Below are 20672 nucleotides of genomic sequence, written 5' to 3'. Positions count from 1 at the left end.
CATTGATGTACGAGGTGCCGCCGGCCGTCCGGCTCAGCGTGTGCCGCGCGCCGCGTACCTGGCGACCGAGGCCACGTTCGCCTTGGTCACGAAGGCCGGGCCGGTGAGCACGGGGGACACGCCGCCGCCGGTGATGTTGCCGTTGGTCTTGTACAGCCACAGCGCGTCCACCGCGAGATAGCCCTGCAGATACGGCTGCTGATCCACCGCGAACTGCACGTCACCGCTCTCGACGGCCTTCACCAGGTCCTGGTTGAGGTCGAAGGTCGCGACATGGGCCCTGCTGCCGGACTGCTGCACCGACTTCACCGCGGTGAGCGCGAACGGGGCGCCCAGGGTGACCACTTCGTCGATCGTCGGGTCCTGTCGCAGTTTCGCGGTGATCACGGCGGCGGTCGCGTTCGCGTCGGCGCCCTCGACGTAGAGCATCTCGGTCCTGCCGTCGAAGGTCTTCTTCACGCCGGCGCAGCGGGCCTCCATGGCGACGTTGCCGCGCTCGTGGATCACGCACAGGGCGTGCTTGGCGCCCAGGGCGTCCAGCCTGTCGCCGACGGCCCGCCCGGCGAGGCTCTCGTCCTGACCGAAGAACTCCAGCACCCCCTCGGACTGCCAGGAGTCGATGCCGGAGTTGAGCCCGACCACGGGGGTGTCCGCGGCCTTGGCCGCCGCTATCGGGCCCTTCATCGCCTGCGGCTTGGCGAGTGTCACCGCGATGCCGTCGACCTTCTGGCGGATGGCGTCCCGCACCAGTTCGGCCTGGCCCGCCGCGTCGGGGTCATTGGCGTAGGTCAGATCGATGTTGTCCTTCGACGCGGCGTCCTCGGCGCCCTTCTTCACCAGGTCCCAGAAGGTGTCGCCCGGCGAGGCGTGCGTGACCAGGGCGACCTTGAGACGGGCGGTGCCCGCCGTGCCGACGCCGCCCTTGGAGCCGGACGTGGCGCCGGCCGCGGAGCAGCCGGCCGCGAGCAGGCACACGGCCGCGGCCAGGGCGGCGACGCGTGCGGATCTGTGGGAAGCGGGAGGCGGGGGAGGAGTGTTCATGAGGGTGGGGCACCTCGCTGTGCGGCCGAGCAAGCGGAACGGCGAGAGGGGTCCCCGAACGGCGTCCGACACCTCGCACGCCGTCCGGATGACTCTCGCTGGCCGGAGCCAATCGTGTGTGACCGCCGGTAGTCAAGTGATCAGCAACATTGCGTGAGTTGTCGCTGCCGCATCGTGATGATGCGTTCCGGCCGGCAGGGGGAATCCATGGCCCGCGGGCCGTGGCGGGTCTCGTCATGGCTTGCGCGCCACCGCCCCGTACATGGCGATGTCCTCGTCGCGGATCGTTTCGCCGTCCGTCCCGTCCGGATGCCATGTGTGGACCTGGACGATGCCCGGCGCCACGAGTTCGAGGCCCTCGAAGAACTCCGCGGCCTCCGCGAAGGTGCGCAGCCGCATCGGCATGTCGCGGGCCGCGTACTCGCGGGCGACCCGGCCGACCTCCTGCGGTGCGAACTCGGCCGTACCGATGGACATCGCCAGGTAGCTGCCGGAGGGGAGCGGTTCGAGCAGGCGGCGGACGATGCCGACGGCGTCGTGCTCGTCGAGCAGGAAGTGGACGATGGCGACGACGGTCAGCGCGACCGGCTCACTCAGGTCCAGGGTGTCGCGGAAGGCGGCGCTGTCGAGGATGGCCCGCGGGTCGCGCATGTCCGCCTCGACGTACGCGGTCCTGCCCTCGGGCGTGCTGTTCAGCAGGCCGTGGGAGAGGGCGAGGACGAGCGGGTCGTTGTCGACGTATACGACTCGGGAGGCGGGGGCCGCCGACTGGGCGATCTCGTGGATGTTGGGCGAGGTCGGTATGCCGCTGCCGATGTCGAGGAACTGCCGTATCCCCGCCTCCTCGGCCAGCCACCGCACGGCACGGTTCATCCAGTCGCGGTTGGCCCGCATGTGGATGGGCAGGGCGGGCCACTCCCGGCACATGGCGTCGCCCGCCTCCCGGTCGGCGGGGTAGTGGTCCTTTCCGCCCAGGATGTAGTCGTAGATCCGCGCGGCGTGCGCGGTCGTTCCCGCGGCGGAGCCGCTGTCGGCTGCGGTGATGCGGCCGATCGGCCGGGCGCTGTCCTCGGGCACGGCGGCCCCTCCCGTGACGTCGTCGGTCTCCACGAAACCTCGACGACAACCTCGTCAACTCGCGGACCGCGCAAACCACTTGGTTCACGGCAGTCACCGGTTCGCCCTCGCCGGCCCGGCGGGCGTGATCGTGCCCACCGCCTTGAGAGTGCGCAGCACGGGTGCCGTTTCCAGGGTGCGGATCGCCTTGACCGCGCCCAGACCGCGGGTGAGGTACTGGTACAGGGCGGCCGTGTCCCGGCACAGGGCGTGCGCCACCAGGTTGGTGGGGCCGGTGGTGTGGGCGACGAAGGCCAGCTCGTCGTGGTGGGCCAGGGTGGTGGCGACCTCGTCGAGATGGGCCGGGGCCACCGCCATCCACAGGAGGGTCTTGGCGCTGCCGCCCAGCAGGCCGGGGTCGAGCTCGATGTCGAAGAAGATCGCCCCGCAGGCGCGCAGATGGTCCAGGCGGCGCGAGACCGTCGCCGACGACCAGCCGGTGCCGGCGGCAAGCTCCCCGACGGCGGCCCGCCCGTCCCGCCGCAGGGCGTCCATCAGGGCGTGGTCGGCGGGCGTGAGCTGCACCTGGTGGCTGGGCAGCGACATGCCGTACCCGGTGAACCGTGGTGCGCCCAGCATCCGTTGCTGGCGTGCGGTCAGCGCGTTGGCGCTCATCCGCCACGGGGTGCGCCAGCCGAGGTAGGTGTGCAGCAGGTGGTGGGCGGAGACGGCGGTGAGGCCGACGCTGGGCGGCAGTTCGTGCAACAGCAGGGAGTGGCCGTGCGCCATGCCCAGCGGGGTCTCGAGAACGGCGACGATCTCGGTGCCCCCGCCGGTCAGATACACCCATGAGGTGTCCGGGCGGCGCACCAGCGCGTGCGCGAGGTCGAGGGCGGTCTCCGGGCCCGCCGTCAGCCGCAGCAGCCACTGCTCCTGTCCCGTCAGCTGTGGGTCGGGCAGCCCCACCACGCGCAGCGCCGCCTCGTCGCGCAGCCGCTCGTAGCGGCGGGAGACCGTCTGCGGGGAGACCGCCAGCACGGCGGCCAGCTGGGTGAAGGAGGCACGGCCGTCGATGTGCAGCGCGTGGATCAGGGCACGGTCGAGTCCGTCGAGCATGCGCACACCATCCTTCGGGCACCCCGCGCGGCGGGGGCGGACACGGCCGTCGGCGGGGAGAACCCTCCCAGGAGGTTCTCCCCGCCGGCGGGGCGGTGCGTGCGCACCGCCTCGGGCAGGGGTCGGTCGGGTCGGGTCAGTCGCGGATCACCGACTTGCAGCGCATCAGGAACTCGGCGAGATAGCCGTCGTGGGGCAGTCCGGACTCCATCCGGTGGGTGGGCTGGTCACCGACGTACACATTGCCGATCGAGGGCTCCTGGACCAGGGCGGACAGCAGGTCCTCGTCGTCGGTGAGCGCGGTCAGCACCAGGCTGTCGCGCAGCGGACCGAGCCCCGCCTCGCGGGTCCAGGGCGCCACCCACACACAGGGGAACGGTAGTTCGACCGCGGCCTGCGGAGCTCCGGGATGTTCCAGCTGGTGCACGGCGGCACGCAGCACGGCGCTGCCGTCGCCGAGTTCACCGAGGACCTGCTCGCCGCCCAGCCACGCCTTCGTGCCGGACGCCCGGTGCTGCAGATGCGCCTGGAGCGCCTTCGCGGTGGCCAGCGGCTGCACCGGGAACACCGCCGCCGGGTCCTCGGGAGGCAGACTCGGTACGGCCGCCAGCCGCTCCGCGAGTGCCGCGCACAGCGGCCCGGGATCTCCCTCCACGAACACGGCCGTGGTGTTGACGCAGCCCGTGCCGCCGTGCCCGCTCACCGAGTCGACGATCACGTCCAGGTGGTCGCGCCAGTCCACCTCCCGGGTGATCAGGATCTTCGACCGGCCGGGTCCCTGCGGCAGCACCGTGGGGTCCGAGGCGTACCCCCGCACCACGTCCTCGCCGCCGTACACCAGCCCCAGGTCGGCGCCCCGCAGCAGGGCGCCCGCGGTCGTGTGGTCGGTCGGCAGCAGCGCCACCCGGTCGTCGCCGAAGCCCGCCGCCCGCAGCGCGGTGACCAGCCGGTGCGGGGTGAACGGCTCGCGCCGGGAGGGCCGGACGGCGACCCGGTAGCCCAGCGCGAGCGCCTCGGGCCACAGACTGTGCGGCCCGGGATGGTTGCCCGCCGCCTGCACCGCGAGCACACTCCCGCGGCGCACCCACACCGCCCGCCCCGCCCGCGTCAGCGGATCGTCCCACCGGTGCACCGCCCCGGCCGGCCGGGCCTGCTCCACCGCGTGGTGCACCGTGCGCAGCCGCGCCGCGATGGCCGCGGCGGTGACCCGTACGACCGAGATCGGTGTCCCGCCCACCCGGCTGACCCTGAGGGCGTACTCCTCGGGCGTCAGACCGTTCAGCTCGGCGGTCGCGAAGAGCCCGGCGGCCCGGGCGATCATGCCGATCCGCTCGTCGGGTCCGGGTGCGGCGGCCCGGCGCAGCGCCTTCATGGTGCGGTCCACGAACAGCGGTGGTACGAGGCTGAGTTCGGCGTTCTCCCGGCCCGCCACGTCGGTCACACTCAGCCGGTTGCGGGCCCGGTAGGACCCCTGGGCGCCCAGAGCGTCCAGCGCGACCACGCGTGAGGAAGGCCCGGGCATCAGTACACGCCCTCGATCACGGTCTCGTTCTCGAAGGTGGCCACGGGCGCGATGTCCGCCACCGCGTCCCCGCACTGCCCCGCGAGCGGCTCGGTCCGGGTCGCCAGGTCCCGCTCCAGGTTGTTGGGCAGGAAGAACGACTTGCTGACGTGATGCACCAGCACCCGCCCGCGCTCGCCGTACCCCACCGGGAGCAGGGTCGCCGGGTCGACGACACGGAAGGTCACATACGGGCTGTACGGGTCGAAGACGCAGCCGGCGTCCTCGGACAGACCGGGGCGCTCGCCGGCGAAGCCGAGAATCATCGTGGAGCCGTAGTTGCCGCACAGCACCGTGTCCGGGAAGACCTCGGTCCGGTACAGGTACCGGGAGTCGGGATCCAGCTGGGTGCCGCCCCAACGGATCGCCCGCACCTTCGAGTTGACCAGCTCGGCCAGGTCGTCGCGGCGGGCGATGCGCTCAAGGAGCGGGGGAGTGACGGTCAGCACGCCGATGTCCTGGGTGCGCAGCACGAACTCCGCCTGGTCGACGAGGTGTTCGGCGTAGGCGTCGGCATCCGCCCCGCGACCGGCGGCGATCAGCTTCTTCACCCAGCGCGGGTCCAGGTCGAGGGTGAAGCCGTACCGGCCGTGGGTGGCCGCGGAACGGCGGAAGTACTCGCCCACGATGTGCGGTCCGGTCGGCACCAGGCCCAGCCAGTCCACGCCGCGCGGGAAGCCGTGGGCGTCCAGATTGAGATTGCTCCAGTGCAGCATCCGCTCCAGCCAGTCCCGCAGCAGGACGACCCGCTTCGGCGCCCCGGTCGTCCCGCCGCTCTCGAACACCCCCACCACGTCCGGGCGCCCGCCGTACCCGCGCGGTATCAGCTCCTGCGCGGGGACCCCCCGCAGCTCGGCCGCCACATTGGGAAACAGCGTCAGGTCGTCGTGGCTCTTGACGTCGGTCAGCGGATCGAAGGGCAGGCTCTTGGCCCGCTCCAGCCAGAACGGCGATCCCGTCCGGGGGCCGAAGTGCCACTGCATGGCGGCACGGATCAGCTCGTCCGGCTCCGGCCGGACGCCCGGAGGCAGATCGAGGATGTCGGTGGCGGACTGTGGCACGGGGAACTCCTGACGGGGTCGGTGGTACGGCGGTTGCGCGGGCTACAGCTCGACGACGACGGCGCCGATGTGCCGTCCCTCGATCACCTCCAGCAGGGTCCGCGGCGCGTTCTCGATGCCCTTGACCCGCACATGCGGGAAGGAGATCTCCCCGGCCCTGAGCCAGGCCCCGAAGCGCTCGGTCCACTCGTCCTTGCCGGCGAAGTCGTCGGAGCTGAAGCCGCGCATCTCGATCCGCTTGTGGATCAGCGGCAGCGAGTCGAGCTCCACGGGCGCCGTGGTCCCGGTGCTCTCCGCGGCCAGCTGCCCGGACAGCGCGCCGATCAGCACGAACCGGGCGCCGGGCCGTGCCGCCGCCACGGCGGCCGCGAGCTGCTCGCCGCCGACGTTGTCGAAGAAGACGTCGATGCCCTCGGGCGCCGCCTTCGCCAGCTGCTCCGCCAGCGGCCCCTCGCCGCGGACCACCACGTCGTCGTAACCGATCTCGGCACGCAGCCGCTCGGCCTTCTCCCGTGAACCGGCGCTGGCGATGACCCGCCCGGCCCCCAGCCGGCGTGCGATCAGGCCGGCCATCGAGCCGATGCCGCTGCCGCCGGCGGAGACGAACACCGTGTCGCCCGCGCGCAGTTCGACCCCGCGGGTGAGCGCCGCGTACGCCGTCCAGCCCTGCTGCAGATGGGCCGCCGGGTCGGGCAGCACCGTCGGATCCAGCCGGGTGCACTCGGCGGCGGGTACGACGGCGTACTCGCGCCAGCCCAGCCAGTGCGAGACCAGGTCGCCCGGGTCGAGGCCGCAGCCCTCGGGGGACTTCTCGACCACGCCGACCGCCGCGCCCACCAGGGTGTCCCCGTCGTGGAGCACCGGGAACGGCGTGTCCTGGGTCGCTCCCGCGATCAGGATGCGCAGGGTGGCGAAGACATGGAAGAACAGGTTGCGCACCAGCACTTCGCCCTCCGCGGGCGCTGCGACGGGTGTCTCGACGACGCCGAAGTGCTCGGGCCCGGGCAGACCGGCGGGCTTGGCGAGCAGACGGACTTCTCTCTGGGTGGCGGGCAGGACAGTCATCCACGCTCCTGAACAAGGTGAACGAAGGAGTAGGCCTCCGGCACACGGGAGGTGGCCGGGAGACCCCAGCGTGGAGTGATCACGCCCGCCCGCTCCAGTCGCGGCGGCGGACTGGAGCATTTCTTCCATCGAGGGCGGCCCTGTGAAGGAACCTCACACCGCCCAGGGGGACCCGTCTTCCCGTTGGCGGCACGGGCGACGGCGGACGAGCCCCGCCCCGCGGTGTGGGAAATCGACAGGGCGCAGGGCTCGGATGGAAGGAATCCTCCATCTTCCCGCTCTGGCTGGAGCCTCCTGTCCGCCCCGCCCCACGCTGAGTCGTGGTCGGCCAAAGGCCCCTCGACCGGGGCCGGGCCGGCGTGTCGACAACGGTGGAGAGGAACCCCCGATGACTGCTGAGCGTGTGCTGACGCCGACTCCCACGGCGTACCGATGGCGGTGGCTGGCGCTCACCGCCCTGCTGCTCGGTGAGGCGATGAACCTGCTGGACGCGACCATCGTGCAGGTCGCCGCGCCGGCGATCCACGCGGACCTGGGCGGGTCCGTGTCCGACATCCAGTGGTTCACGACCGCCTACACCCTGCCGTTCGCCGTGCTGCTGATCACCGGTGGCCGGCTGGGTGACATCGCCGGCCGCAAGCGGCTGTTCGTGACCGGTGTCACCGGATTCATGATCGCGTCCGCCGCCTGCGCCCTGGCGCCCTCCGTCGGACTGCTCATCGCCTTCCGGGTGGTGCAGGGGGCCGCGGCGGCCGTGATCATCCCCCAGACCATCGGTCTGATCAAGACGATGTTCGCCGGGCCCGAGATGTCCAAGGCGCTTGGCAGCATCGGCCCGGTGATGGGCCTGGCAGCCGTCTGCGGGCCGGTGCTCGGCGGGGTGCTCACCCATGCGAACCTGTTCGGCTCCTCCTGGCGCGCGGCCTTCCTGGTGAATGTTCCCGTGTCACTGGTCGTGCTGGCGATCTCGCCCAGGCTGATGGAGAACCGCGCCCCCAAGCGGCCCACTCTCGACGTGACCGGCACCCTGCTGGCCATGGCCGGCATCGGGCTCGTGGTCTACCCGCTGATCGGCGCCGATCTGTCGGCCATGTCCGGGTGGAGCTGGGCGGCCATCGCGGCCGGGCTGTGCCTGATGGTGGTGTTCGCGCTGCACCAGCGGTCGGTGGCGGCCGCCGGGCGCAGCCCGCTGGTGGAGCCGAGCCTGTTCGCCCACCGCGGCTTCCCCGCCGCCCTGGTGACCTCGACCGCGTTCTTCGCCGTCACCAACGGCCTGATGATGGTCATCGTGCTCCAGCTGCAACTGGGCCTGGGCACGGACGTGTTGAAGGCGGGCCTGACCCTCGCGCCGTGGTCGGTGGGCCTGGCGGTCGCCTCCTGGGTGGCCGGCGCGCACCTGGTCAGGCGTTACGGGCACCGCATGATGTCCCTGGGGCTCGCCGTGCTGCTGGCCGGCGCGCTCGCCGCCGTCGCCGTGTACCACGCGGCGGACCCGGACAAGTACCCCACGCCGCTGCTCCTCGCGCTCGGTGTCGTCGGGCTCGGCGTGGGGCTGTTCAGCCCCGCCTTCTTCACCATCGCCCTCAAGCCGCTGCAGCCCCAGGAGATCGGCTCGGCCGCCGGTCTGCTCAACGCCGTCCAGCAGCTGGGCGCCACGCTCGGTGTGGCGATCCTCGGCAGCGTCTACCTGGGCAGCGCCCGCTCCGGCGACGCCTCCTCGGCGCTGCACGCCGTACAGCTGGCCTTCTGGGTCGCCGTCGCCCTGGTGGTGGTGAGCTTCGCGACGAGCCGCATGATGATCGACAGGGACGCGCCGGCGGACGCCGGGACGGGACATTAGCCGAGCCCTTTCACACGGGGAGCGGACCAGCGGATCAGCGCAGGGACGAGCGGCGGCCTTCGGGCCGCCGCTTCTTCCGTATGGGCAGGGGTTTTCAGACCCGGGTACGGGGTGCCGCCGCGGCGCGCCTGGTCCGGGCCAGGTCCGTGATGATCGGGCTCGCCGCCTTGAGGTTCTGCAGGACCGGGCTGGTCTCCAGGGTGTGGATCGCGTCCAGTGAGCCGAGCCGCCGGGCCAGGTAGTGGTGCAGGTCGGCGGGGTCGCGGCACAGGGCCTGGGCCACCAGGTTGGTGGGGCCCGTGGTCGCGGCCACGAAGGCCAGCTCGTCGTGGCCGGCGAGCGTCGTCGCCACGTGCTCGAGGTGCGCGGGGCTCACGGACATCCACAGCAGCGCCCGGGTGTTGGCGCCGAAGTGCCCGGTGTCGACCTCCACGTCGAAGAAGATCGCGCCGCCCGCCTGCAGATCCGCGAGGCGGCGCGCCACGGTGACCGGGGACCAGCCGGTGGCCTGCGCCAGCTCGGCGTGTGTGGCCCGTCCGTCCCGCTGCAGGGCGACCAGCAAGTCCGTGTCGGAATCGGTGAGTTGGCGTGGCACGGGCACGTAGGAGGTGTCCGCCGCCTCGTGCTCGCGCAGCACGCGCTGCTGCTTGTCGTCGAGGCTGTCGGCGCTGCGCCGCCAGTTCGTCGACCCGCCCAGGTAGGTGTGCAGGATGCAGTGCGCGGACACCGCGGTGATGTGGTTGGTGCGCGGAATGTCGCGCAGCAGCAGGGAGTTGCCCGCGCCCGCCTCGGTCGGTGTGTGGATGATCGCGACGATCTCGGTGCCGCCGGAGGTGAGCTTCACCCACGACGTGTCCTGCCGCCGCACCAGGGCGTGCGCCAGGTCCTGCGCGCTGCTCGCCGCCGCGGTGAGCCGCACGAGCCACTGTGTCTGACCTGCCTGATGAGGATCCGGCAGTCCCACCACCCGCAGGGACGCCTCGGTGCGCAGCCGCCGGTAGCGACGGGCCACGGTCTGCGGCGAGACGTCGAGCGCGGCGGCGATCTGACTGAACGGCGCACGGCCGTCGATGTGCAGCGCGTGGATCAGGGCACGGTCCAGGTCGTCGAGCATGCACACATCCTTCAGTGGGGGCCTGCTCCGTGGAATAAAGTTGAAGATAACGCAGTGCACGCTACCATCGCAGCCGCAAGGCCCCGCAGAATTCCATCAGATCGCCGCTCGGGCCATGTTCCCCCGGGCATTCGAGCCCCATCTGCCGGGAAATAGCAAGCAATTGCGCCGGAAGTTTCACGCTTGACTATCAGCCTGCGTAGACCCGTGCTTTTTCATTGAGTTGAACTCGTCTTGGGGAGGATTTTATGGTGGAGCTGAAGACGCCTTCGGCCGGAGTCGGGCAGACCGCACTCTTCATCGCGTGGATGCGTCAACTGGAAAGCGAGAGTCCGGATCCGCTGTTCCGGGACCCGCTCGCCGGCGCGATGCTCTCGGCCCTGGCCGAGGACCCGGTGCTGGGTGACGTGGCCGAGGTGATCAAGCAGACGCACACCAGCGCCGCGGGCTTCCCGACGTACTTCGCGGTGCGCACCCGGTTCTTCGACGACGAGATCCTGGCCGGGCTGGGCACCGGGATCCGGCAGGTCGTCACGCTGGCAGCCGGAGTGGACGGCCGGACGATACGGCTTGATCTGCCGGCCGGCACCCGCTGGTTCGAGGTGGAGCTGCCGGAGATGACGGAGTTCAAGGACGCCCTGATCGCGCGGTGCGGGCTGCCTCTCGCCTGCGAGCGCCGCGGGGTCGCCGCCGATCTGCGCGGGGACTGGCAACAGGCCCTGCGAGCTGCCGGTTTCGATCCGGCGCAGCCGACGGTCTGGCTGGTCGAGGGCCTGCTGATGTATCTGACCGACGCGGCGAACGAGTCGCTGCTGGCCGGCCTGAGCGAGCTTTCCGCCCCCGGCAGCCGGCTCATGCTGGAGCACCTCCAGGCGGCCATGCTGCGGGAGGAGGGCAGGCCCGTGCGCGAGCGGGTCGAGGAGCAGGGCGCCCAGTGGCTCTCCGCCCGCGACGACCTGGCCGAGTGGCTCGCGGACCACGGCTGGCGGGCCCAGGTCCACGCGGGCGACGACCCGCGCATCGGCCACGGGCGCACGGTGGCCCCGCTTCCCGCCTGCTGGCTCACGACCGCGGTGCTCACCGGTCCGCGATAGTGAGGTATACGGGGGAAGAAGTCCCGCGTCCGGTAATTCGGAATTCCTCATTCCGTTGCCTGCCGCCGTTTTTCGGTCACCGTCGCGGTATTCGGCCGGGACCGGTCGAGCATCCAGTTTTCCCGGCGCAGGCCGATCGGGCCGCCCGTACGGCGTATTTGAGCCACGTCCACATCGGCCCTGTCGTATCCGCTCGCCGAAAGTCGCCGTTCCACGGTTCGGAACGCGGGATTCCCCAGGAATTCTCCTGCCTTGCCATTGCGGGCGCATCCGGGAAACCCGCTCGGCCATCCGCCTCACGGACAGCAGAGGAATCGCATGTCTGACGACACCGCACGCCCCCACGATCCCAAGGAGCCGCGCGCCCGCGGCGGCCACTGCGTGGTGCTCGGGGCCAGCATCGCCGGCCTCTTCGCCGCCCGGGTGCTGTCCGACACCTTCGACCGGGTCACGGTCGTCGACCGGGACACGCTCCCCGAGACCGACGAGAACCGGCGCGGGGTGCCGCAGGGCCGGCACGCCCACGCGATCCTGCCCGCCGGCACCCGGGGACTGCAGCGGATGTTCCCCGGTCTGCTGGAGGAGTTCGAGGCCGACGGGGTGCCCGTGGTCCGCGAGCCCGTCGAGATGCACTTCGCGCCGGGCGGCCATCTCCTGTGCCAGGAGGGCCGGTACGCCGATCCCACCCCCACCTACCAGCCGACCCGGCCCCAGCTGGAGGGCCGAGTCCGGGCCCGGGTGCGGGAATTGCCGGGCGTGCAGATCATCGACCGGTGCGAGGCGTCCGGCCTGACCGGCACCCCGGACCGGACCCGGGTGACCGGCGTACGCCTGGTGCGGCGGGACGGCGGGGACGAGCGGGAACTGGCCGCCGACCTCGTCGTCGACGCCACCGGCCGCGGCGGCCGCACCACCCGCTGGCTGTCCGACCTCGGCTACGAGCCCCCGGCGGAGGAGAAGATCGCCGTCGACATCAAGTACGTCAGCCGAAACCTGCGGCTCGCTCCTGGCGCCCTCGGCCGCCGCAAGGTCGTCATCGTCGGCGCCGAGCCCGGCCGGCCCACCGGCGCCACCTTCCTCCAGCACGAGGCCGACCGCTGGATGCTCACCCTGATCGGCTACGGCGGCCATCACCCGCCGACCGACCCGGCCGAGTTCCTGGAGTACGCCAAGCCCATCGTGCCCTCCGACGTCTTCGAGGCCCTGTGCGCGGCCGAGCCGATCGACGACCCGGTGGCGCATCGCTATCCGGCCAGCGTGCGCCGCCGCTACGAACGGCTGCAGCGCTTCCCCGAGGGGCTGCTCGTCTTCGGCGACGCGATCTGCAGCTTCAACCCCGTCTACGGCCAGGGCATGTCCGTCGCCGCGCTCCAGGCCGCCGCACTGCGGGAGTGTCTCGACAACGGCCGCGACCGGCTGCCGTACCGCTTCTTCCGGGCGGCCGCCCGGAAGATCGAGGTGGCCTGGCAGATGGCCGTCGGCAGTGACCTGACGCTCCCCGAGGTGGCGGGCCCCCGGCCGCTGCCGGTGCGGCTGAGCAACGCCTTCTTCGGCCGGGTGATGACCGCCGCGGAGCGGGACCCCGTGGTGGCCCAGGAGTTCGTCAAGGTCGGCTCGCTGCTCTCGTCGCCTCTCATCCTGCTGCATCCCGCCACGCTCGGCCGGGTCCTGCTCGGCAACCTGCTCCACTCCTCCCGGCCGAATTAACAATTCCGCTTCGCAGAACGCGGACCGTAAAACGCGCCGCGTCGCTTGAACCTGCCCATTTTCAGAATTTCGCCTTCCAGGCGAAGCCGAAATGATGGCCTTGACTCCAAGGTTTTGAGCGGCTTAGCGTCACAAACGCCGAGAAATTCGAGAGGAATGATTCGGAATGACGATTCCCGACCGTGCCGAGCTTGTCGCGCGGGCCGACGGCCTGCGAGAGCTGCTGTGGGAGGACGCCGTCGAATGCGAACGTGAAAGGCGCCTGTCCGACCGGGTCGTCGCCGCCCTGACCGAGGCCGGGCTGCTGCGTCTGCAGACACCGCGCCGGCTCGGCGGCCACGAGACCGACATGCGCACCCTGCTCGACGTCGCCACCGCGCTCGGCCGGGGCTGCCCGTCGGCCGCCTGGATCGCGGGTGTGCTCAACGCCGGCAACTTCATGGCCGGCCTCTTCCCGGCCGCGGCCGGCGACGAGGTGTGGGGCGAGGACCCGGACGCCCGGGCCGCGCTCGTGCTGGGCATGCCCTCGCCGGCCGTCGAGCTCGTCGAGGGCGGAGCGATCGTCAGCGGCGAATGGGCCTATGTCTCCGGCTGCCTGCACGCCCAGTGGGTCAGCGCCCTGATCGCCGTGCCCACCGAAGCGGGCCGGCCCGACGTGCGGTTCGCGCTGATGCCGGTCGACGAGGTCGCCGTCAAGGACACCTGGTACTTCGCCGGCATGCGCGGCACCGGCTCCAACACCGTCGTCGCCGACCGGATCTTCGTACCCGACCACCGCCTGGTGCCCTACCTGCCGATCCTCAACGGCGAGACCGACGGCGTGGTCGACCCGTCGCTGCCCTACCGCAACAGCCTGACCGGCCTCTTCGCGATCGGGCTGATCGGCGCGCTGATCGGCGGCGCCGAGGCCGCCCTCGACTTCGTCCGCGCCAAGGGCCCGACCCGCCCCGTGGCCGGTTCCACCTACCGCGACCAGACCCAGTCCCCGACCTTCCAGCTGGACCTCGCCGAGGCCACCTCGAAGATCGACACGGCGAAGCTGGTGGCCGCCCGCATCGCGGACACCGTCGACGAACTCGCCCGCGCCGGCGTCAACGCCGACCTCACCGTCCGCGCCCGCAACCGGCTGGAGTCCGCGCAGGTCGGACGCCTGTGCCGGGAGGCCGTGGACACCCTCCTGACCGCCCACGGCTCCTCCGCCTTCAACGAGTCCAACCCGCTGCAGCGGCTGTGGCGCGACATCAACGTCGGCAGCCGGCACGCCGGCTTCGGCATGGGCATTCCCGAGCAGGTCTACGGCCGTGCCCTGGTCGGCGGCGACCCGCGCGACATCAGCTTCATCGTCTGAGCCCCCAGCCCACCCCCCACCATGAAGGACACCCATGTCAGACCCCCGAATACCCACCGACCGGACCGAGCTGCGCACCCACAACCGGGAGATCGTCGAGCGGTACATGAACACCCGTGGCGAGGACCGGCTCAGGCGCCACCTGCTGTTCACCGAGGACGGCACCGGTGGCCTGTGGACCACGGAGAGCGGCGAACCGATCGTCATCCGCGGCCGCGACCGGCTGGGCGAGCACGCCGTCTGGTCGCTCAAGTGCTTCCCCGACTGGGCCTGGACCAACGTCGAGATCTTCGACACCCAGGACCCGAACCGCTTCTGGGTCGAATGCGACGGAGAAGGCAGGATTCTCTTTCCCGGATATTCCGACGGGTATTACAGGAACCACTTTCTGCATTCCTTCCTCTTCGAGGACGGGAAAATCAAGCAGCAGCGCGAGTTCATGAATCCGTGCCAGCAGTTCAAGGCCCTGGGAATCGACGTCCCGCGCATCGAGCGCGCCGGCATCCCCACCTGACCAGAACGTTAACCCTCTCCGTTCACGGGGGAATTGTCGTGGGACAAGCACTTACTGAAATCCAGCGGGCCAAGGCCCTGCAACAGCCCGAATGGCCCGACCCCGCCCAGGTTCAGCGGGTACGGGAGATCCTCGGCTCCCGTCCGCCGCTGGTCCGGGTCGACGACGTACGCACCCTGCGCTCGCTGCTGGCCTCCGTGGCCGCGGGCGAGGCGCTCGTGGTGCAGGCCGGCGACTGCGCGGAGGACCCGGAGGAGTGCACGGCCGAGCATGTGCGGCGCAAGACCGCCGTGCTCGATCTGCTGGCCAGCACCCTGAAGATGCTCACCGGCAAACCCGTCGTCAGGGTCGGGCGGATGGCCGGCCAGTTCGCCAAGCCCCGCTCCAACAACTACGAGCAGATCGGCGAGGTGGCGCTGCCCGTCTACCGCGGGCACATGGTCAACAGCCCCGAGCCCGACCCGGAGAGCCGGCGCCCCGACCCGCTGCGCATCCTCACCGGCTACATGGCGGCCGGCGACATCGTCGAGCACCTCGGCTGGCGCGCCCCCGCGCTGCGCTCCTGGCCCGGCACCGAGCCCCTGGTGTGGACCAGCCATGAGGCCCTCCTGCTGGACTACGAGGTGCCGATGATCCGCGAACTCGGCGACTCCACCCGCTGGCTGGGCTCCACCCACTGGCCCTGGATCGGCGAGCGCACCCGCCAGCTGGACGGCGCCCATGTGGATCTGCTGTCCGACGTGGTGAACCCGGTCGCCTGCAAGGTCGGCCCCACCATGACGCCCGAGGAGATCACCTCGCTGTGCGAGCGGCTCGACCCGCTGCGCGAGCCCGGCCGCCTCACCCTGATCTCCCGGATGGGCGCCGACGTCGTCGCCGAACGCCTGCCGGCGCTCGTGGCGGCGGTGCGCTCGGCGGGCCACCCGGTGATCTGGCTGTGCGACCCGATGCACGGCAACACGATCACCGCACCCGGCGGCCACAAGACCCGGCTGCTGACCACCATGGCCCACGAGGTGCAGGCCTTCGGCCATGCGGTCGCGGCGGCCGGCGGAGTCGCCGGCGGACTCCACCTGGAGACCACCCCGGACGACGTCACCGAGTGCGCGGCGGACGCCTCCGCGCTCGGCCGGATCGGCGAGCGCCACACCACCTTCTGCGATCCGCGCCTCAACTCCCGGCAGGCCGTAGCCCTGGTCACCGCCTGGGCGAGCGCCCTGTGACGCCCGTTCCGCCCGACGCGGCCACCCCGCTGGAAAGGAGCTGACCTCATGGCCGGCCTACCCCTCATAGCGTCGTACCCTCTGCCCGCCCGCGCGAGCCTGCCCGAGAACGTCGCGGACTGGACCCCCGACCCGGACCGCGCCGTCCTGCTCGTGCACGACATGCAGCGCTACTTCCTCAGGGCCCTGCCCGACCCGCTGCGCTCCGAACTCGTCGACAACGCCGCAGCGTTGCGGGGACGGGCCGCCGCCCTCGGGGTGCCCGTCGCCTACACCGCGCAGCCCGGCCGGATGACCGAGGAGGACCGCGGTCTGCTCAGGGACTTCTGGGGCCCGGGCATGCGCACCGACCCCGCCGACCGGGAGGTCACCGGGAAACTGGCGCCCGCCGAGGGCGACTGGGTGTTCACCAAGTGGCGCTACAGCGCCTTCTTCCGTTCCGACCTGCTGGAGCGGATGCGGGCGGCGGGCCGCGACCAGCTCGTGCTGTGCGGGGTGTACGCCCATGTCGGCGTCCTCGCCACCGCCCTGGAGGCGTACACCAACGACATCCAGGCCTTCCTCGCCGCCGACGCGCTCGGCGACTTCTCCGCGGACCACCATCGCCTCGCCCTCCAGTACGCCGCCCAGCGCTGCGCGGTGGTCCTCCCGTCCACGGAGGTGTTCGCATGAGCGCCTCCCACGGCGACCTCCTGGACCGGGTGCTGAACCTCGAGGTCCCCGCCTTCGCCCTGCTGCACCGCCCGGAGACCGGAGTCCCGGACACCGTCGACGTCCTGGTCGGCGAGGTGACCCTGCCCGAGACGCTCGCCGACATCCCGCTCGCCGACGGGGCATCGGGCCCCGGGCACGACGTCCTGGTCGTGGTGCCCTACCGGCAGCTCACCGAGCGGGGCTTCACCGCCCCCGACGACGGCGCGCCCCTGGTCGCGCTCTCCGTGACCGGCCAGGACCAGGTGCCGCTGCCCGAACTCCTGCTCCGCCTCCCGGACACCGCCGGCTCCGTGACCGCCCACGGCTTCGACATCGACGACGAGCAGTACGCCGAGACCGTGCGCCGGGTCGTCGCCGACGAGATCGGCACCGGCGAGGGCGCCAACTTCGTCGTCAAACGGTCCTTCCTCGCCGACATCGGCGGCTACTCGCTCCACGACGCGCTGGTGTTCTTCCGCCGGCTGCTGGAACGAGAGCAGGGCGCCTACTGGACGTTCGTCATCCACACCGGCGAGCGCACCTTCGTCGGCGCGACACCCGAGCGGCACATCTCGGTCAGTGGCGGCACCGCCGTGATGAACCCGATCAGCGGCACCTACCGCTACCCGCCGGCCGGGCCCACCCTCGAAGGCGTCACCGAGTTCCTCGCCGACCGCAAGGAGACCGACGAGCTGTACATGGTCGTCGACGAGGAACTGAAGATGATGGCCCGCATCTGCGAGGGCGGGGGCCGGGTGCTCGGCCCCTATCTCAAGGAGATGGCCCGCCTCGCCCACACCGAGTACTTCATCGAGGGCCACACCCGCAGGGACGTCCGCGAGATCCTGCGCGAGACCCTGTTCGCACCCACCGTCACGGGCAGCCCGCTGGAGAGCGCGGCCCGGGTCATCGCCAAGTACGAGCCCGCGGGCCGCGGTTACTACAGCGGGGTGGCCGCGCTGATCGGCCGCGACAGCAGTGGCGAGCGCTCCCTCGACTCGGCCATCCTCATCCGCACCGCCGACATCGACACCACGGGCCGCGTACGGATCGGCGTGGGCGCCACGCTCGTACGGCACTCCGACCCGCACTCGGAGGTCGCCGAGACCCGCGCCAAGGCGGCCGGACTGCTCGGCGCACTGGAGTCCGGCCGCGGCACCCGCTACGGCAGCCATCCGGACGTCCGCGCCGCACTGGACCGCCGCAACGACGGCATCGCGGAGTTCTGGCTCAAGGGCGCCGGCGCGGCACGGCCCGCCGTGCCCGGGCTCGCGGGCCTGAGCGCCCTGGTCGTCGACGCGGAGGACACCTTCACCGCGATGATCGGCCACCAGCTGCGGTCACTGGGCCTTGAGGTGACGGTACGCCGCTTCGACGAGCCGTACGCCTTCGAAGGCCACGACCTCGTGGTGATGGGCCCCGGCCCCGGTGACCCGCGTGCCGTGGACGACCCCAAGATCCGTCACCTGCGTGCGGCGATCGCCCGACTCCTCGCCGAACAGCGGCCGTTCGTCGCCGTCTGCCTCAGCCACCAGGTTCTCAGCCTGAGCCTCGGCCTCGACCTGGCCCGCCGCGATGTGCCGAACCAGGGCGTGCAACGGGAGATCGACCTGTTCGGCAGCCGGGAACGCGTCGGCTTCTACAACACGTTCGCCGCCCGCAGCGCCGAGGACAAGCTGGACACCGCCGCCCACGGGCTCGTGGAGGTCAGCCGGGACCCGGTGACCCGCGAGGTGCACGCCCTGCGCGGGCCCTCGTTCGCCTCGATGCAGTTCCACGCCGAGTCGGTGCTCACCGTCGACGGGCCGCGCATCGTGGGCCGCACCCTGCGGGAGGTGCTCCAGCGTGCGGGTTGACATCGCCTGGTGGGACCTCGACGGCACCGGGCAGACCATCGACTCCCTGACCGCCGACCTGCGCGACGGAGCCGTCGCCGACTGGAGCGACGTACCGGGGCTGCGGCTGAAGATCTGGCTGGCGGACCGGGAGACCAACCGGTGGGGCGCGGTGATGCTGTGGGAGGGAGATCGCCCGGCCGAGCTGCCTCCCAACCGGGCGGCGCAGCTGATCGGCGGCCCGCCGACGCACCGCGGCCGCTTCGAGGTGGAGGCCACCGTCGAGGGGGCGCACGACCTACCTCGACTCGACGGCCTGGGGCCCGTGCTCACCGCCATGGCAGCTACTACGGGGGATGTGGAACCGTGCACGAATACATAGTCGTCGACGCCTTCGCCCGCACCCCGCTCGAAGGCAATCCCGTGGCGGTGTTCCTCGACGCCGCGGACCTCACCGGCGAGCTGATGCAGCGCATCGCCAAGGAGATGAACCTCTCCGAGGTCACCTTCGTCCTGCCGGCCGAGCAGGGCGGCGACGCCCGCATCCGCATCTTCACACCGGTCAACGAACTGCCTTTCGCGGGCCATCCGTTGCTCGGCACGGCGGTGGCGCTGGGCCGCACACTCAAGGAGGACCGGCTCAGGCTGGAGACCGCCATGGGCGTGATCCCCTTCGAACTCGCCCACGACGAGGACGCCTCGACGGCGCGGATGCGGCAGCCCGTCCCCACCTGGGAGCCGTACGAACACCGCGAGGAACTCCTGGCGGCGCTCGGCGTGCACGAGACGGTCGCGCCCGTCGAGATCTACCGCAACGGTCCCCGGCACGTCTTCGTGGGCCTGGAGAGCGTGGCGGCGCTGTCCGCCCTGCGGCCCGACCACCGCGCCCTGAGCGCCTTCGAGGACATGGCCGCGAACTGCTTCGCCGGGTCGGGCACCCACTGGCGCACCCGCATGTTCTCGCCCGCCTACGGCGTGGTCGAGGACGCGGCGACCGGCTCGGCGGCGGGCCCCCTCGCCATCCATCTCGCCAGGCACGGGCTCGCCGGCTACGGGCAGCACCTGGAGATCCTCCAAGGCGTCGAGATGGGCCGCCCCTCCCTCATGCTCGCCACCGCCGAGGGCACCGGCGAGACGGTCCGCTCGGTCGAGGTGGGCGGCCACGGCGTCATCGCCGCCCACGGCACCCTCCACGTCTAGCGCTCAGCGAGGAACCCGTGAACAGCAGCCGATTCGAAAGCCTCACCGGCGAAGTCGACCTGGACTTCCCCGAGTACGACGACCCGCCGGCCGAACCCATGGGCCTCGTCCAGGAGTGGATCGACGAGGCCACCGCCCGCGGCGTGCGCGAACCCCGCGCGCTGGCCCTGGCCACCGCCGACAGCCAAGGACGCGCCTCCAACCGCATCGTGTCCATCAGCGGCATCAACAACCGCGGCCTGGTCTTCGCCAGCCACGCCACCAGCCAGAAGGGCCGCGAGATGGCCGCCACCGGCTGGGCCTCGGGCCTGCTCTACTGGCGCGAGACCGGACAGCAGCTCATCCTCTCCGGTCCCGTCTCGCAGCTGAGCGACGCCGACTCCGACGCCCTGTGGTACGGCCGCCCGATCCCCATGCACTCCATGTCCGCGGCCTCCCGGCAGAGCGAACCCCTGCGCGACGCCGCCGCCCTGCGCGCCGAGGCCGACCGCCTGGCCGCCCCCGGCACCGCGCTGCCCCGCCCCGCCCGCTACAGGGGCTACCTGCTCGCCCCCGTCGCCGTGGAGTTCTGGTCCGCCGACTCCGACCGGCTGCACCGCAGACTGCGCTACGACCGCCACCACCACGGCTGGTCCACCAGCCACCTCCAGCCGTGACCGGGCGGTCCGGGGCCGGGCGTGGGCCGCTTGCCGTCCTGACCGTCATGTCCGCGGCCGGGCGTGGGCCCGTTCCTGTCCCGAGCGGCTCGTTCGCGGCCGAGTGTGAGCCGCTTTCCGCCCTTACCGGCTTGTCCGCGGCCGGGTGCCGGCCGTTTCCGCTCCTGAGCGGCACGCCTGCGGCCGGGTGCCGGCCCCTTTCCGTCCTGAGGGGCCCGTCGGGGGCCGGGCGTCAGCTGCTTCCTGTCCTGTCGGTCGCGTCTGTGGCCGGACGCCGTCCGTTTCCCGTTCTGGCCGGCGCGTCCGGGGCCGGGTGTGGGCCGCCTTCCGTCCTGAGGGGCCCGTCGGGGGCCGGGCGTCAGCTGCTTCCTGTCCTGTCGGTCGCGTCTGTGGCCGGACGCCGTCCGTTTCCCGTTCTGGCCGGCGCGTCCGGGGCCGGGTGTGGGCCGCCTTCCGTCCTGAGGGGCCCGTCGGGGGCCGGGCGTCAGCTGCTTCCTGTCCTGTCGGTCGCGTCTGGGGCCGGACGCCGTCCGTTTCCCGTTCTGGCC

General features: G+C 71.8%; 18 protein-coding genes. 11 read left to right on the top strand and 7 right to left on the bottom strand.

What is annotated here, in order from left to right:
- Positions 1-33 precede the first annotated feature (33 nt).
- The 6 genes from ACFY1U_RS24460 to ACFY1U_RS24435 all read right to left on the bottom strand — a co-directional run bounded on the left by ACFY1U_RS24460 (position 34) and on the right by ACFY1U_RS24435 (position 6900).
- Positions 34-1041 carry a substrate-binding domain-containing protein gene (locus tag ACFY1U_RS24460; protein ID WP_390696243.1) on the bottom strand — a complete coding sequence of 336 codons (1008 nt, stop codon included), beginning with the start codon at positions 1039-1041 and terminating at the stop codon, positions 34-36.
- Positions 1042-1275: 234 nt separating this feature from the next.
- Positions 1276-2085: an SAM-dependent methyltransferase gene (locus ACFY1U_RS24455; protein WP_390696424.1), complete on the bottom strand. Its 810-nt coding sequence runs from the start codon at positions 2083-2085 to the stop codon at positions 1276-1278.
- A gap of 126 nt (positions 2086-2211) precedes the next feature.
- Positions 2212-3213, bottom strand: a complete 1002-nt coding sequence (locus ACFY1U_RS24450; RefSeq protein ID WP_390696242.1) for an Lrp/AsnC family transcriptional regulator — start codon at positions 3211-3213, stop codon at positions 2212-2214.
- 136 nt (positions 3214-3349) lie between these two features.
- Positions 3350-4735: an aldehyde dehydrogenase family protein gene (locus ACFY1U_RS24445; RefSeq protein WP_390696241.1), complete on the bottom strand. Its 1386-nt coding sequence runs from the start codon at positions 4733-4735 to the stop codon at positions 3350-3352.
- Positions 4735-5835, bottom strand: coding sequence for a phenazine antibiotic biosynthesis protein (locus ACFY1U_RS24440; protein ID WP_390696240.1), 1101 nt, complete (start codon positions 5833-5835; stop codon positions 4735-4737). The genes ACFY1U_RS24445 and ACFY1U_RS24440 overlap by 1 nt, the downstream gene beginning before the upstream one ends.
- 42 nt (positions 5836-5877) lie before the next feature.
- A complete protein-coding gene (locus ACFY1U_RS24435) occupies positions 5878-6900 on the bottom strand; it encodes an MDR family NADP-dependent oxidoreductase (RefSeq protein WP_390696239.1) in 1023 nt (340 codons plus the stop codon).
- Between the two features lie 388 nt (positions 6901-7288).
- Here ACFY1U_RS24435 and ACFY1U_RS24430 point away from each other — a divergent pair, with 388 nt between their 5' ends.
- Positions 7289-8740, top strand: a complete 1452-nt coding sequence (locus ACFY1U_RS24430; protein ID WP_390696238.1) for an MFS transporter — start codon at positions 7289-7291, stop codon at positions 8738-8740.
- A gap of 94 nt (positions 8741-8834) precedes the next feature.
- Here ACFY1U_RS24430 and ACFY1U_RS24425 read toward each other — a convergent pair whose 3' ends face one another.
- Positions 8835-9854 (bottom strand): Lrp/AsnC family transcriptional regulator, encoded by a 1020-nt coding sequence (locus ACFY1U_RS24425; RefSeq protein WP_390696237.1) that lies wholly within the window; start codon positions 9852-9854, stop codon positions 8835-8837.
- 248 nt (positions 9855-10102) lie between these two features.
- Here ACFY1U_RS24425 and ACFY1U_RS24420 point away from each other — a divergent pair, with 248 nt between their 5' ends.
- From ACFY1U_RS24420 to phzG, 10 genes are all read left to right on the top strand, one after another.
- Positions 10103-10948 carry an SAM-dependent methyltransferase gene (locus ACFY1U_RS24420; RefSeq protein ID WP_390696236.1) on the top strand — a complete coding sequence of 282 codons (846 nt, stop codon included), beginning with the start codon at positions 10103-10105 and terminating at the stop codon, positions 10946-10948.
- A 318-nt stretch (positions 10949-11266) separates the two neighbouring features.
- Positions 11267-12655: an FAD-dependent oxidoreductase gene (locus ACFY1U_RS24415; RefSeq protein WP_390696235.1), complete on the top strand. Its 1389-nt coding sequence runs from the start codon at positions 11267-11269 to the stop codon at positions 12653-12655.
- Positions 12656-12821: 166 nt separating this feature from the next.
- Complete coding sequence (locus ACFY1U_RS24410; RefSeq protein WP_390696234.1) at positions 12822-14003, top strand: acyl-CoA dehydrogenase family protein; 1182 nt, start codon at positions 12822-12824, stop codon at positions 14001-14003.
- Between the two features lie 34 nt (positions 14004-14037).
- Positions 14038-14517, top strand: a complete 480-nt coding sequence (locus ACFY1U_RS24405) for a PhzA/PhzB family protein (protein WP_390696233.1) — start codon at positions 14038-14040, stop codon at positions 14515-14517.
- A 38-nt stretch (positions 14518-14555) separates the two neighbouring features.
- The gene (locus ACFY1U_RS24400; protein ID WP_390696232.1) at positions 14556-15740 is read left to right on the top strand and encodes a 3-deoxy-7-phosphoheptulonate synthase; all 1185 of its coding nucleotides are present in this window, start codon (positions 14556-14558) and stop codon (positions 15738-15740) included.
- A gap of 48 nt (positions 15741-15788) precedes the next feature.
- Positions 15789-16412, top strand: a complete 624-nt coding sequence (locus ACFY1U_RS24395) for an isochorismatase family protein (protein ID WP_390696231.1) — start codon at positions 15789-15791, stop codon at positions 16410-16412.
- Positions 16409-18289, top strand: a complete 1881-nt coding sequence (locus ACFY1U_RS24390) for an anthranilate synthase family protein (RefSeq protein ID WP_390696230.1) — start codon at positions 16409-16411, stop codon at positions 18287-18289. The genes ACFY1U_RS24395 and ACFY1U_RS24390 overlap by 4 nt, the downstream gene beginning before the upstream one ends.
- A complete protein-coding gene (locus tag ACFY1U_RS24385) occupies positions 18279-18650 on the top strand; it encodes a hypothetical protein (protein ID WP_390696229.1) in 372 nt (123 codons plus the stop codon). The genes ACFY1U_RS24390 and ACFY1U_RS24385 overlap by 11 nt, the downstream gene beginning before the upstream one ends.
- On the top strand, positions 18635-19468 hold the full coding sequence (locus ACFY1U_RS24380; RefSeq protein ID WP_390696228.1) for a PhzF family phenazine biosynthesis protein: 834 nt from the start codon (positions 18635-18637) through the stop codon (positions 19466-19468). Before ACFY1U_RS24385 ends, ACFY1U_RS24380 begins: the two co-directional genes overlap by 16 nt.
- Before the next feature lie 17 nt (positions 19469-19485).
- Positions 19486-20124, top strand: a complete 639-nt coding sequence (gene phzG / locus ACFY1U_RS24375) for a phenazine biosynthesis FMN-dependent oxidase PhzG (protein WP_390696227.1) — start codon at positions 19486-19488, stop codon at positions 20122-20124.
- Positions 20125-20672 lie beyond the last annotated feature (548 nt).

It is taken from the genome of Streptomyces sp. NPDC001351, assembly GCF_042896045.1.
Classification (GTDB): Bacteria; Actinomycetota; Actinomycetes; order Streptomycetales; family Streptomycetaceae; genus Streptomyces.
Note: the sequence above shows the minus strand (reverse complement) of the source record. Positions and strands in the feature narration are given on the sequence as shown.

Bases quoted from the DNA above. Each gene is read 5' to 3' on its own strand.
- ACFY1U_RS24460 (WP_390696243.1), bottom strand. From the start codon at position 1,041: ATGAACACTCCTCCCCCGCCTCCCGCTTCCCACAGATCCGCACGCGTC.
- ACFY1U_RS24450 (WP_390696242.1), bottom strand. From the start codon at position 3,213: ATGCTCGACGGACTCGACCGTGCCCTGATCCACGCGCTGCACATCGAC.
- ACFY1U_RS24445 (WP_390696241.1), bottom strand. From the start codon at position 4,735: ATGCCCGGGCCTTCCTCACGCGTGGTCGCGCTGGACGCTCTGGGCGCC.
- ACFY1U_RS24435 (WP_390696239.1), bottom strand. From the start codon at position 6,900: ATGACTGTCCTGCCCGCCACCCAGAGAGAAGTCCGTCTGCTCGCCAAG.
- ACFY1U_RS24430 (WP_390696238.1), top strand. From the start codon at position 7,289: ATGACTGCTGAGCGTGTGCTGACGCCGACTCCCACGGCGTACCGATGG.
- ACFY1U_RS24425 (WP_390696237.1), bottom strand. From the start codon at position 9,854: ATGCTCGACGACCTGGACCGTGCCCTGATCCACGCGCTGCACATCGAC.
- ACFY1U_RS24420 (WP_390696236.1), top strand. From the start codon at position 10,103: ATGGTGGAGCTGAAGACGCCTTCGGCCGGAGTCGGGCAGACCGCACTC.
- ACFY1U_RS24415 (WP_390696235.1), top strand. From the start codon at position 11,267: ATGTCTGACGACACCGCACGCCCCCACGATCCCAAGGAGCCGCGCGCC.
- ACFY1U_RS24410 (WP_390696234.1), top strand. From the start codon at position 12,822: ATGACGATTCCCGACCGTGCCGAGCTTGTCGCGCGGGCCGACGGCCTG.
- ACFY1U_RS24405 (WP_390696233.1), top strand. From the start codon at position 14,038: ATGTCAGACCCCCGAATACCCACCGACCGGACCGAGCTGCGCACCCAC.
- ACFY1U_RS24395 (WP_390696231.1), top strand. From the start codon at position 15,789: ATGGCCGGCCTACCCCTCATAGCGTCGTACCCTCTGCCCGCCCGCGCG.
- ACFY1U_RS24390 (WP_390696230.1), top strand. From the start codon at position 16,409: ATGAGCGCCTCCCACGGCGACCTCCTGGACCGGGTGCTGAACCTCGAG.